Origin of the sequence: Roseiconus nitratireducens (assembly GCF_008629675.1) — a bacterium.
Classification (GTDB): domain Bacteria; phylum Planctomycetota; class Planctomycetia; order Pirellulales; family Pirellulaceae; genus Stieleria; species Stieleria nitratireducens.
In genome coordinates this window covers 337,390-349,791 of the sequence record NZ_VWOX01000007.1, presented here as the reverse complement: position 1 = coordinate 349,791, position 12,402 = coordinate 337,390, and the positions used below count along the sequence as shown (strand labels likewise).

Below are 12,402 nucleotides of genomic sequence, written 5' to 3'. Positions count from 1 at the left end.
TAGCCTAAGTTCGGGGTCGGGCTATGATTCAGTATACGAGCCGGAACCGCACGATCGGCAGCGTGTTTTGGCTCCAAACCACCCGTTTTTGCGTGATTTCATGCCTCAGCAAGCCATTCCAACACTCGCGAGTCCGGCCGACGGCAACAAAATCGACGCCGGCCTGCCCGATCCGAGCCAGCAGCCACAGGCCGATGTGGTCATTTTTGACGGTGATTGCAACTTTTGCACCGCTCAGGTTCGGAATCTGCGCCGGTTGGACTGCTGCGGCGGCCGCCTGTCGTTTCTGTCGCTGCACGATCCGCGGGTCCGGGAACGCTATCCCGACCTGACACATGACCAGCTGATGGAGCAGATGTACGTGATCGACCAGCATGGCGGGCGACACGGCGGGGCGGATGCCGTTCGGTATCTCAGCCGGCGTTTACCCCTCCTGTGGCCGGCCGCCCCGGTGCTGCACGTGCCGGGAACCGCGCGGCTGTGGCGTTGGATGTACGGACAGGTCGCCAAGCGGCGCTACAAACTGGCCGGCAAGCGGGACGGTGCGTCAGGCTGCGAAAACGATGCCTGCGCGGTTCATTTCGGCGACTAGCTGGACGGTGACAGTATGTCGCCACGCTCGCCAGAGCGTGGACGATGCACCTTTGGCACCCGTCTGACGGCTATAGTCGTTAAATGACGCAAATTGTTAGACGCGCCCTGGCCCGACGGAGCCGCTGCGAAGGTGGAGCTGATTTGCAGCGTGACCTCTCTCCCCGCGTTCAGCTCACATGGCGAGTCACGAACGTCCCACGCCTTCACTTGGTCGGGTGAAGCCGCCGGTCACTGAAAATAGTCGACCGCATTTCTAAACATCGCCAGCCCGTCGCCGTCCTCGGGTTGCGTCGGACGTCGGGTCCAAAACGGATGCTGCGTGGGATCGATGTGGCGTTCCGGGTGCGGCATCAATCCGAACACCCGTCCGGTCGCGTCGCAGACTCCGGCCACGTTGGCATCCGCGCCATTGGGGTTGGCGGGAAAGTCCAGCACCTGGTCTTCGACCCCGGACGCCTCGTCGGACGTGTACCGCAGACACAACCGCCCGGCGGACTTCAGCTCATCCAGGACTTCCGGGCTGCGGGCCACGAACTTTCCCTCCGCGTGAGCCATCGGCAAGTACATGTGCCGGATGCCGCGCAGAAAGACGCAAGGCGTCTGGTCACAGGCCAAGTGAACCCAGCGGTCTTCGAACCGGCCGTGATTGTTCCACGTCAACGTGGCCGGTTGCTCGTTTCCCGCCGAAGCGACCCCCTCGGTTAGCACACCCAATCGCATCAGGACCTGCATTCCGTTGCAAATTCCCAGGACCAGGCGGTCCGCATTGCCGTGGACGAACACGTCCAGCAACTCGGCCAGGTGCTTCCGCATCCGCGTTGCCAGGATCCGGCCGGCAGCGATGTCGTCTCCATAGCTGAAGCCGCCCGGCAGACACAGAATCTGATACCGGTCTTTCAACGCCGGGTTGTCAATCAAGCGATTGACGTGGACCCGCTCGGCCGTGGCACCGGCCCGCTGGAAAGCATGCGAGGTTTCTTCATCACAATTGGTGCCGGGGGCACGGAGAACCAAAACACGGGGAGACGGCATGACGGAATGTGGCGTCGAGGATCGCTCGGATGAAACGGCCAGAAGTCTATTCCTTCTGCTGCCGGTTTCCTAGCGGCGGTCCGTGGTGCGTCCTCGGCCCGGCGAGATTCGCCGGGTTTCTTCGGGTCGGCGTGCTTCGCCGGGTTTCTGCGGCGCGGGGGATTCCGGGCGGGGCGCGTTCCGCAGCCGCCGGCCCTCCCGTGCGACCGTCAGTGCGTCAGGACCTTGATCTGCAAGCGGCGGTGATCGTCATCCCAACCCACAATCGTGCCACGAAACCGCCAGGGTTCCCGACCGGCCTGTTCAAACTCGTCGGCCAATTCGTGGGGCACGTAAAGCACCAGCGGCAAGGGGGGATCGGTGTGATGGGCCCAGACGGCATAGCCGTCCCGGTAAACGTGCGGGTCTTCGCTGCCGCTGTAGAGCAACCGACGTTCGACGATCGCTTCCATGTCAAACGTCAATCCGGTGACGGCATCCACCAGCACGTTGACTTGTTCGCCGTCATCGCGCAGTTGCCACAGATGAGACGCGGTTTCGACAAAGGTGATTTCGTCGTCGGGGGTCGCGGCGGTCGCTTGAGCGTCCGGCATCGCGTGTGGGGCTGGCGATTCCGTTTTGGGCCGACTCCCGTCCGGAACGACCTGGAATTTCAGCTTCTGGTGCCAGTCGGGCCAACGAGGAATATCGACGCGAAGTTCCAGTTCCCAATTCAAATCGTTGTCGTTCAGATCGAAGGAGTAGGGCACGTCGGCGGGAATCGGCAGTGCCAAATCGAATTGCTTCGCCTGGCCGGCCTGCAGCGTGGTGGCACCCTCCAGTTGATGACGTTCCTCAAAAAACACATTGCGGTGCGTGGTGCGATTGCTGCCGCTGCCACTGACGCAGACCTCCGAACCGGTCAGGGTGGCGGAGATTGAATTGATTGCGGTCCCCCGACGCGGCTCGAATTCCAGGCGGGCCCGAAGGGTGTCGCCGGGAGACAACTGGGTGTCCTTCAGTTCGCAGGTCACGTTGCCCAGCAACCATTTGGGCAACAGGTACCTGGCGGTCAGGAACGCCGCAATCGGAACCAGAAACAATCCGATGAAGACCGCCACGAATGGGTTGGCGACCAACGCGACGAAGGCGCCCCCACATCCGAACAGCATGATGGCTCCGACCAACCCCAGCAGTCCGAAACCGACGCAACCGTTGGCTTGATTCTTGGTTGCGATTTGGTCGGCCGGCGGCGCGTCGGTCGGCCGCATCATGTATTCCGCCGACGCTTTCGGATCAAACGCCCAAGGGATCTTCGCCCTGGCATCAACGTAGTGATCCAGGTTGATGTAGTTGCCGTGATAACTGGGTGGCCAATAGGGCACCCGCAACTCGAATCGGTAGGACTCGCGCTGTCCGGCTGACCATTCGCCTTGAAACACGGTGACGGTGTCGTGGTTGCCCTGGGCGATGTTTCCGCGGCCGTGCGTCCGCCAAGTCGATTGCACCTCCAGGCCTTTGCAATGGACGTCGGCGTCGGCAATGACATGCACCGTCCCGGTGATCTTGTCTCCGCCAACGTACACCTTGTCTGGATCGTCCAGATCAATCGATAAATCGCATTTCGCCATGGTCATTCACTTGGGATTGCACGGTGTCGTACAGGTAGCCTTCGATGGCACGCACGTCCGTTCCGAACCGACGGATCAATTCGGCCGCGTCACGTAAAGAGATTCTCGGGACGGGGAGCTGTGGGTCGCGACGCGACGCGAGGATGCGTCGGTTCAGCATCTCCGCGAGTTCAGACGGTCCGAGTGTCAAACCGATCCGTTGGGTGAAGACCTGGTAGCCGGCACGCCTGAGCGGCCTGGTGAGGTCTCGATGCGTTGCCAACACCAGCGTCACCCCGGTCGCCAGCAGATCCTTTCGCACCCGGCGGGGTAGACGTTGGGCTTCGTCAATCAACAACGGCTCCCCTTGCGGAATCGACGGGCACGGCTGGTCTTCAGGCAAATAAACATAGCAAGCCGTGGGAAAGGCGCGTTGGATGGCCAACATGCGGGTCGTCTTGCCGCGGCCACAATCACCGACCCACTGCACCGCCGTGCGGGGAAGGAATTGCGCCGGGCCGCAGGACGGCCGTTGCGTGATGGCTGCCAGAATCGGTTCCAAATCCACCACGGCCAACTCGGCACGTTCGGCTCGGGTCAATTCGCCAAACGGATTGCGAAACAGATTGGACCGGGGCCAACAACGGCTCGGCGACGCGTCTTGACGACAGGTCCCCAAACTTCGATGCGTCTGGATGCGATCGGCATGGAGGCGAAAGATTTTTGAGATCGAGGGCATTCTGGTACTATGCCTGTTGGCTCGGGCGGGTGGCAAGCTCGATCGGGATTTCACGCGTGAAAAGCTTGGCCTCCAGCTCGCTCGCATCCCGCCGTCGTCTTCGCCGTCGCCGTCGTCGGCCAGCGTGGGCGTTGCGGCGGGAGTGATTTGACAAGTCGACTGGCGGGGACAAGTTGACTTGCAGGGACAATCGACGCCCCCTTTTCGATGACTTGGCATGATTTCGCAGACAGGCTCGGAACGCACCTTGAATGCCGAAGCGGATCTCCCGTCGGATCCTTCCCGTCCCGGCCGACCTCGGCTGGGGCGTCGGATCTGGCTGCCAGCGGCCCTGGTGACGGTCGGTTTGATCTTTTACTTGCTGGGGTTTCGGCTGGGCGGCCTGTCGGAAAGGCTGGAGACAACCGGCGACTGGGCGCCGTTTTTCTTCTGGTTGGCGGGCGTCGCGGCGATGTCCCTGATGATGCCCAAGACCATGGTCAGCTTGACCGCCGGTGCTTTGTTCGGCACGGTTCTGGGATGCCCCCTGATGTTGCTGACCGCGGTCACCGCCGCCAGCCTGAACTACGCCATCGGCCGGGTCTACCTGGCGGGTAACCCGGATCCTCCGACGTCCTCGGCAGCGATGGAACTCCTTCCGGACCAGTCCCTGTTGTCGTGGCGCCAAGCGATCAGCCGATTGGCACGTGATGCCGGATTCGGTTTGCACCTGCTGGCCCGGCTCTCGCCGCTGCCGACCACCGTCATCAGCTACTCGATGGGCGCCGCCCGGGCCCGCTTTCTGCCCTACCTGGCAGCCGCCACGGTCGCCGTGTTCCCCCAATTCCTCTACATCCACGCCGCTTCACTGGCCACTTCCCCCGGCGGCTCGGATCGGTACCGCTGGGCATCTTCGGCGGTGTCGCTCACCCTGGCGGCCATCGTCAGCGTGACGCTCCCGCAGATCGCGTTGCGACGATTGAATGAGATCCGCCGCTCGTCCGGATTGCCCGCGGACGGTCACGAGCATTGAAAGCGGCTGATCCCGGTGCCGTTCGCCGCGGCACAGCCGACCGACCGTCAAGGCTATATTGATTTCTGTCGCGATCGGCGGGCAATTGGGGCCGGGAGGCTCCGCGACAAGGTCGGGTCCGCGTTCGTGAGCAATACTTCTCCGTCGGGTTCACGCCAATTCTTCTCCACGCCCCATGCTCTCATGAACACTCCAGCACTGTATCGCCACAGCGGCAAGGTTCCGCCCGCCTCCCTGGTCATGGCCGCGTTCATTCTGATCCCACTGGGATTGCTGGCCGGACTACTCTATTCCGCCGCGGTGGTGTACCTGCCCTTCATCAAGCTGCGGGGATTGGTCACCTTCTTCTTCGGCGCCGGTCTGGGAGTGATCGCCGGGACGGTGTGTTACAAGTTGAAATACCGGAACCGGCTGCTGGTGGCGCTGACCACGCTGGGATTCGTTGCCATCGCCTACTACACCTCCTGGGCGGTTCATCCGGCGCTGGTGATCGGTGCGGGCGAGTTGCAGGAAGCCTTCATCCCGACGTTGATCCAGGGTTTTGATCCCCGCATGATCATCGGCTGGGCAACCCTGATTTTTAAAGAAGGGATCTGGGGGATGGGCCGCAACGGGGGCGCCCTGTCCGGCTGGGGTGCCGTCATCGTGTGGCTGATCGAAGCCGGATTGATTTTCATCACCGCTCACGTGACCGCCAAAACGACCTTCGGTGATCGTCCGTTCTGTGAGAACTGCTATCGCTGGAACGACGAAACCGAAGAATTGGCCGTGCTGCCGGTCGCGACCAACGATCCGGCCTGGGATCAAGTTCGCAACGGCAATGTCGACGCGTTGAAGAAGTTGCAAATCGTGCCCAACCAACAGGGTTCTTACGTTGAATTGCGATTGGCAGATTGTCCCACTTGCGATGAAAACGATTACCTTTCCGCCATCGGCATCGTGTTGACGATGGATGACGGGCAATTGAAAAAGAACGAAACGCCGATCTTTCGGCACCTGAGTATCAGCCGCGACCAACGTGATGAAATCGTCGCCTTCGCCGCGGCGATGGCCGAAGCGATCGAAGAGATGAATGAAGCCGATGAGATCGAAGACGAAGATCAGGTGCCGCAGGAAATGGGAGAACCCGAGACCAACGCATGAATGCCGCCGGACTGAATTCGGATGACAAGATCTCCGATCCGCCGCACGATCCGCCCGCCCAAGAGATGAAACGGCCACGAAAGTCCGTCTACCCGTCGGCGGTGGACTGGTGGCTGCTGGTGCTGTTGCTGATCGGACCACTGATCCTGATCATGATGTCCGTTCTGCTGCTGGGGCAAGGCAGAGCCCGTGAGGCCGGCTACTGCATGTGGGCTTCGGCGGGGACGCTTTTGGTCACGGCGATGTTCACGGTGCCCTGTCGGTACACGATCCTCTCGGACTCGCTGACCATTCGCTGCGGGATCCTGTTCAACCGGGTTCCGCTGGAACAGATCCGCGCCATCGAACCGAGTCGCAGTTGGCTCAGCGGTCCGGCGCTGTCACTGCGACGCGTCAAGATCAGCACCGCGTCGCGTTTCTACCTGGTCTCGCCGGCCGAGCGAGATCGATTCATTGCCGAATTGACCGACGCGGTCGATCGTGCTCACCCGTCTGGCGAATCCGCACCAGGCTGACCGGGCGCGGCTGCCGGCCTCGGCGTGACTTGCGGAAGCGGGCTTGGCGCGACCCTGCGGAACACGAACTCGTTGCAACCCCAGCCGCTTCCGACGGTCTTCAGATTGATCAGCGAGAACTGACGATCGACCAACGGCAGAATCACCTCTTCGGGTCGTGCAACTTCAAACGGCAGCCCGCCGACCCAGTCCACCCAATCATGCCAGGCCGACATGCCGCGATCGCGTTTCTTCGCGCGCCAGTCGTCAAACGGCAACGGATTTCGAAGTCGCAACAATCTCGCCACCGCAAATTTGGTTTCGTACCAGGAGGCGATTGCCACGACCCAGGCGGAACGAAGGAACCGCGGAAGGCGGTGGTAGACCCGCTTGATCGTCAACCAGCGGCGACTGGCGCCCCCCTGATCGTTGTAGATCGACACGGCCAGGATCCCGCCGTCGCCGACGCGTTCACTCGCGTGTCGAATGGCGGTCGCCATCTGACCGGTGTGATGCAACACGCCCCAACTGTAAACGATGTCAAACGTCCCCAGCGATTGCATCCACGACGGGTCCAAGACGGATCCGCGAACGACCCGCCAGGTGTTGCCATCCCGTCCACGGCCAAAACGATCACACAGGTCCTGGGTGCAATGAACACAGTCGGCGTCGTAGTCGACGGACACGACGTCGGCGCCCAACCGGTGGGCTGCCAACGAAAACAGCCCGCTGCCGCTGCCGATGTCCAGAAACGTCTTTCCCTCCAACGGTCGTTCGGACGCTAAAGCTTCCGTACCACCCTGTCCCCGCCCCAAGCAAAGCAACTCGCACAGCGAACGGGTTGCCTGATCGATTCGGTCCTGGTCAAGCGAGTCCAGAAACGAGCTCCAATTCTGGCCGAACGCAAACCGGGTCTCCGTCATGACGCTTCCAAATCCAACAGAAAACGTTTCGTCGTCAGGCCGCCGGGGGCGCTGAACCCGCGAAGCTTGCCGCCGACACTGATCACACGATGACAAGGGATCACGATCAAGAGACGGTTTCGCGCCATCGCCGCACCGACGGCTCGGCTTGCCGCTGCACGGCCGGCACGGCTGGCCAGATCCTTGTACGTCAGCGTTTGTCCGCAAGGGATCTTACGGCACTCCCGGTAGACCTGTGTCTGAAAGGGCGTCCAGCCAGCTGCGTCTACCTCGATCGAACCGAAATCCGCCCGCCCCGTCTGGAAGTACGTCTCCAGCCGCTGTTGCAAACGCTGTGCGCGATCATCGCTCGCCGACACCTCCGGCGACGACGCGGCGGCATCGCTGTCGGATTCCGCCCAGGCCAGCGACCACAAACCCCGCTGCGTCCATGCCGCCGACAGCGGACCCAACGGCGTGGAAAATGTCGAGGCGAACTTCATGGCGACCGCAGCGAAAGGGAAAATCTGGCTACTTGCCGATGCAAAACCGGCTGAAGACACGGTCCAGGATATCATCCGTGTACACGGCTCCGGTGACTTCGCCCAGCGATGCCGACGCGATTCGCAATTCCGACGCAACGTACTCCTGGCCTTCGCCGAGCTCTGCATGTTCAATCGCCGCCGCGATGGCGGATTCCGCAGCGATCAAGCTGCCTTGACAGCGGGCCGCCGTGCCCAGCACGGATGTCGATTCGGCTGAGTCGCGGGCGGACAACAGGTTCCCCAAAGTCTCGACCAAATCCGATATCCCGCGACCGGTCACGGCGCTGGTCGCGATCCAATCCGCCCCGGGCGCGTCACCGGCCAAGTCGCACTTGGTCGCGATCCAAATGTCGCGGACCGACGCCCGCCGGTCGGCTGCCAACTGCTGCATTGCCGCAAACGTTTGGTGCCAATCGTCGCGGCTGTGGTCGACACACCACAGGCGTACATCGGCGTCTCGGCCGGCACGATCGGCCTGGCGCTGCGCCTGCTGCGACAACTCTCGCAAGACGTCCCCGCCGGACAGATCGTCCCCGCCGGACAAACCGTCATCGGCGTCGCCTTCAATACCGGCCGTATCAACCAGAACCACATCGTGACCGGCGATTTGCGTGCTGACCCGCACGACGTCACGCGTCGTCCCCGCCTGGTCGGCCACGATCGCCGCCTCGCGACCGGCCAGCACATTGATCAGCCGACTCTTTCCCGCATTTGGAAGGCCGCGAAGGGCGATCACCGTTTCAGACTTGCCGCCGCCGCGCCCGGCCAACTGTTCGCGCGACGCGCTGACGGCGGACAGAATGGCCCCCAACCGCTGAAGCAACTCGGGCTCCGATATGAATTCAATGTCTTCATCGACGAAGTCCAACCCGGCTTCCACGTCCGCAAGCAAATCCAGCAGTTGCCCGCGCAGGAATTCCAGCGGCCGCGACAGATTACCCGCCAATTGCCGCAGGGCGTGATCGAGCGCCCCGCGGTGGTCGGCATCGATGACTCCCAAAACGGCTTCCGCTTGCGTCAGGTCCAAACGTCCGGCCAAGAACGCCCGCAAGGTAAATTCCCCCGGCCGCGCCGCACGGGCGCCCGACTCGGTTGCACGGCGGACCACCGCTTGCAGGATCGGCAGGGAACCGAACGTGTGCACCTCCACGGCCGGCTGACCGGTGTAGCTTCGTCCGGTCGGCCATACCAAGGCACGCACCGGGATGACTCCCAAAGGACTCCCCAGATCGATCGACGTTTCGACTCGCGAAGCCCCACGCTGGTTTTCCGGATGGATGCCCAGCCGCCCAGCAATCGTCAACACATCGGACCCCGACATCCGCACGGCACCGCGGTGCGCCGCCGCGGGCGAAGATGCGATCGCAACGATGGTGTCATCGACATCGATGGCGGTGGTCGAAGCCATCTAACGGTCAATGTTCCGACGTCGATTCGGAGACGGACGGTCTGGCCGAAGTCAGCCGTTGACCGTTTCCGGCGCTGCCGGAAGCAACCTTGCGGGCCGCGACGCTGGGACCGGCTTCCTGGAGCGCTTCCAGAACCGAAGTCTGCGACACCAGATCGCGGAGCACGATTGGCGAATCCGGCTTCTGCCCGGGAAAGATCGCCAAGACGGGAATCGACCGGCTATCCAATTCGCGGAGCTTGGATTCGATCTGCTGGTTCTGGTCGGTCCAGTCCGCCAACATCGCTACTCCGTCCAGTTCCTTGAGCAGCTTGCTGGTCGCTTCGGTATCCAGCGCGACCTTTTTGTTGACCATGCAGTTGACGCACCAGGCGGCGGTAAAATCCAACATCACGGTGGTGCCCGACGCTTGCAGTTCTTCTAGTCGAGCCTCGTCGTACTTTTCCCAACGCAGATGATTGTCGACGATGTATTCCACTCCGGGCGTGCCCAACGTCGGCGGGGCCGGTTTCTCGCCAAGCGTCGAGAACGCCAACCAACCGATCACGGCGGCACTGGCGATCCCGATCGTCCAGCCGCGAAGTCGTTTGTGAACCGACTCCCACGGGGGCACCTTGCCGATGATCCAGCAGCCGAACCACACGCCGATCAAGGTGACAAACACCGGCAACTTGTCCGCATCAGCGAATTGGTTGAAGAAGAACGCGACCGTTCCCAGGAACAAGAATGCCAGGAATTCCTTCAGCGTCACCATCCAGTTCCCCGGCTTGGGAAGGAAACCAACGGCCGACGGAAACAATCCCAAAATGATGTACGGCAACGACATCCCCAGACCGACCGTCATCATCACGGCCGCTGTTTCGATCGGTTGCAGCGTGATCGTGTAACCAAGCACCACGCCCAACAACGGACCGCTGCAGGGAGTCGCCAGAATCGTGGCGAACGCGCCCGTGAAAAATGCCCCGGTGAATCCTTCACGCTGTTGCAACTCGTGCGATGTTTCGCCAGAAGCCAGACCGGGTGTGGGCAATTCCCAAACGCCCAAGTACGAAAGGGCCAGCGCGAAAATCAAAACGGTCAGCCCCAAGCGGACGGGGAAGTAGGTGAATTGCTGGCCCCAGCCGAACGATGCGAACACGGCCAACAGCGTCAGTCCGGCGAACACGGCCAGAATCCCGGCGACGTAAGCAAAGTTCAACATGAAGATCCGCTTGCGATCCTCGCCCGCCTGCTGGACGAAGCTCATGATCTTCAGCCCCACCACCGGAAGCACGCACGGCATCAAGTTCAAGATGATGCCGCCACCGAAGGCCATCAATAGAATGAGCGGCAATGAGGCCCTGGAACCGGGCGTCGAATCGGCCTCCCGAACCTGCAACGCTTCGTCCACCGCCGGTCCCGTCGCATCCGGTTCCGTCGCGTCTGGTGCGGCAGCGTCTGTCGATGGAGCCTCCCCGGCGGAATCTTCCGTACCAGAGGAAGACGGTGTCTCGGTGGTGCCGTCGCCCGCCTGCGGATTCGCTTCCCCGGACGTTTCCGGTTCCGCGATCGGTTTCAACTCGTCCACCCAGTCGGTCTCCGCCGCCAAGTCGACCGCGGTCGAGTACTTGGCCGTCGCCAGCTCAATCGGCCGGGCGGTCGTCGCTGTCGAATCGGAGACGGTCACTGTGGCCGTGAACTTCATCGCCTTGGGTTGCAGACAACTGCTGTCGGTACAGGCCTGGTAGGCGACGTATCCGTTCAACGGGTAATCGCCCGCCGCGGTGCCCTCGGGCACCTGGATCGGAACCGTCCAAGTGACCGGACCGACGTGGTACTTCACCGGCGGCGCATCGGGCACGCCCGGAATCGAAGGGAACAGCGACTTGGAAACGATCGGCTGATCCGTCCGGGGCTCTCCGACCCGCAACCCGCCTTTGTCGGTGACGATAAAGTTGGTTGACGATTCCGAATCGTCGGTGACAGCTTGGTAGACGTGGTAATCCTTTTCCGGCTTGGCCGAAAACACCAGGTAGCCTTCGCCGCCGGGAGCGATCGACGCGGACACTCCCGCGGTCCAAACAACCTCGTATCCGTCATCGCGGAAACTCGTTGACTTGGATCCGTCTTGGGTCAGCAGGGCCGCAGCGTTATTCACCACCGACGTCGCGGACTTTGAATCCTCGCTTGATTCTTTCGATCGATCACCGGCAGGATCACTTGAGGCCTGCGCATCAGGTGCCCCGGCAAATGAAGCGGTCAGAGTTTCATTGGCCGGCATGCACGAACCCCCGGTTTGGCACATCAGGGCGCGAACGTCCACTTTGATTTCACCTTCGAAGTCCGACGGCAAGGTGATCGGTGCCGTCCAGCGCACCTTGCCGGTGTGCTCTTCGATCGTGACTCCCGGGTACAGATCGGACACGCTCTTCTCCGGCGGAGCAGCCGGCTGGAAGGGACCGTCAACGGAGACACTTTTGGGTGCGACGATTGAGAACTGGGTTGCCAGAGGACCGCCCGGCGGTTGCGTCGTCGAATACACATGCCAGGACTTGCCGACCTGGGCCGTCATCTCCAACTGGCCGGTGCCGCCCGCGGCAAAGTAACGTGCCTGCCACGTGATCGGTTCTTGCGCGGCGTCCGTCAGCCCGCCAAAGTTGACATCACCAAAGACATCGGTTCCCGCACCAAAGTCGGTACCGAAATCGGCCTGACCAAAGTCGGTTTGGTCGAACGCGTCTTGGGCCGACGCGGGACGGGGCCCGGCGATACCGGCCAGCATCCCGACCACCAACGCCACCGCCGCGAAAGTGCCCGAGAGCGATTTCGCCCGAACGGTGGTTGGGCCGAGCATACAAGTAGGGTGAAATTTCATGATCTTCAGAAGGCTCACGGGATGGTCCGCGATCGGATTCTGCTTGGGAATGAAGGAAGGAGAACGGCAATTCGCTCAAGCGTGATTGGA

General features: G+C 62.1%; 11 protein-coding genes. 4 read left to right on the top strand and 7 right to left on the bottom strand.

Annotated features, from left to right (window positions below):
• Positions 1 to 100 precede the first annotated feature (100 nt).
• Positions 101 to 592 (top strand): thiol-disulfide oxidoreductase DCC family protein, encoded by a 492-nt coding sequence (locus FYK55_RS14675; RefSeq protein WP_150077172.1) that lies wholly within the window; start codon positions 101 to 103, stop codon positions 590 to 592.
• Positions 593 to 822: 230 nt separating this feature from the next.
• Here FYK55_RS14675 and FYK55_RS14670 read toward each other — a convergent pair whose 3' ends face one another.
• The 3 genes from FYK55_RS14670 to FYK55_RS14660 form a co-directional block, all read right to left on the bottom strand.
• On the bottom strand, positions 823 to 1,626 hold the full coding sequence (locus FYK55_RS14670) for a phosphoribosylformylglycinamidine synthase subunit PurQ (protein ID WP_150077171.1): 804 nt from the start codon (positions 1,624 to 1,626) through the stop codon (positions 823 to 825).
• Positions 1,627 to 1,835: 209 nt separating this feature from the next.
• Positions 1,836 to 3,236, bottom strand: a complete 1,401-nt coding sequence (locus tag FYK55_RS14665; RefSeq protein ID WP_161604513.1) for a sporulation protein — start codon at positions 3,234 to 3,236, stop codon at positions 1,836 to 1,838.
• On the bottom strand, positions 3,211 to 3,954 hold the full coding sequence (locus FYK55_RS14660; RefSeq protein WP_150077169.1) for a hypothetical protein: 744 nt from the start codon (positions 3,952 to 3,954) through the stop codon (positions 3,211 to 3,213). Before FYK55_RS14660 ends, FYK55_RS14665 begins: the two co-directional genes overlap by 26 nt.
• A 217-nt stretch (positions 3,955 to 4,171) precedes the next feature.
• Between FYK55_RS14660 and FYK55_RS14655 the strand changes: the two genes are divergently transcribed.
• From FYK55_RS14655 to FYK55_RS14645, 3 genes are all read left to right on the top strand, one after another.
• Positions 4,172 to 4,966 carry a TVP38/TMEM64 family protein gene (locus FYK55_RS14655; protein ID WP_150077168.1) on the top strand — a complete coding sequence of 265 codons (795 nt, stop codon included), beginning with the start codon at positions 4,172 to 4,174 and terminating at the stop codon, positions 4,964 to 4,966.
• 183 nt (positions 4,967 to 5,149) lie between these two features.
• Positions 5,150 to 6,109, top strand: a complete 960-nt coding sequence (locus tag FYK55_RS14650; protein ID WP_150077167.1) for a hypothetical protein — start codon at positions 5,150 to 5,152, stop codon at positions 6,107 to 6,109.
• Entirely contained in the window at positions 6,106 to 6,624 is a 519-nt protein-coding gene (locus FYK55_RS14645; protein WP_235908699.1) for a PH domain-containing protein, read from the top strand. Before FYK55_RS14650 ends, FYK55_RS14645 begins: the two co-directional genes overlap by 4 nt.
• Here the strand turns inward: FYK55_RS14645 and FYK55_RS14640 are convergent.
• The 4 genes from FYK55_RS14640 to FYK55_RS14625 are packed head-to-tail and all read right to left on the bottom strand — an operon-like array spanning position 6,594 to position 12,312.
• The gene (locus FYK55_RS14640) at positions 6,594 to 7,526 is read right to left on the bottom strand and encodes a class I SAM-dependent methyltransferase (RefSeq protein ID WP_150077166.1); all 933 of its coding nucleotides are present in this window, start codon (positions 7,524 to 7,526) and stop codon (positions 6,594 to 6,596) included. The two genes, FYK55_RS14645 and FYK55_RS14640, sit on opposite strands and share 31 nt — an antisense overlap.
• Positions 7,523 to 8,008 carry a methylated-DNA--[protein]-cysteine S-methyltransferase gene (locus tag FYK55_RS14635; protein WP_161604512.1) on the bottom strand — a complete coding sequence of 162 codons (486 nt, stop codon included), beginning with the start codon at positions 8,006 to 8,008 and terminating at the stop codon, positions 7,523 to 7,525. Before FYK55_RS14635 ends, FYK55_RS14640 begins: the two co-directional genes overlap by 4 nt.
• Before the next feature lie 28 nt (positions 8,009 to 8,036).
• A complete protein-coding gene (locus FYK55_RS14630; protein ID WP_150077164.1) occupies positions 8,037 to 9,458 on the bottom strand; it encodes a tRNA modification GTPase in 1,422 nt (473 codons plus the stop codon).
• 7 nt (positions 9,459 to 9,465) lie between these two features.
• On the bottom strand, positions 9,466 to 12,312 hold the full coding sequence (locus FYK55_RS14625; RefSeq protein WP_150077163.1) for a protein-disulfide reductase DsbD family protein: 2,847 nt from the start codon (positions 12,310 to 12,312) through the stop codon (positions 9,466 to 9,468).
• Positions 12,313 to 12,402 lie beyond the last annotated feature (90 nt).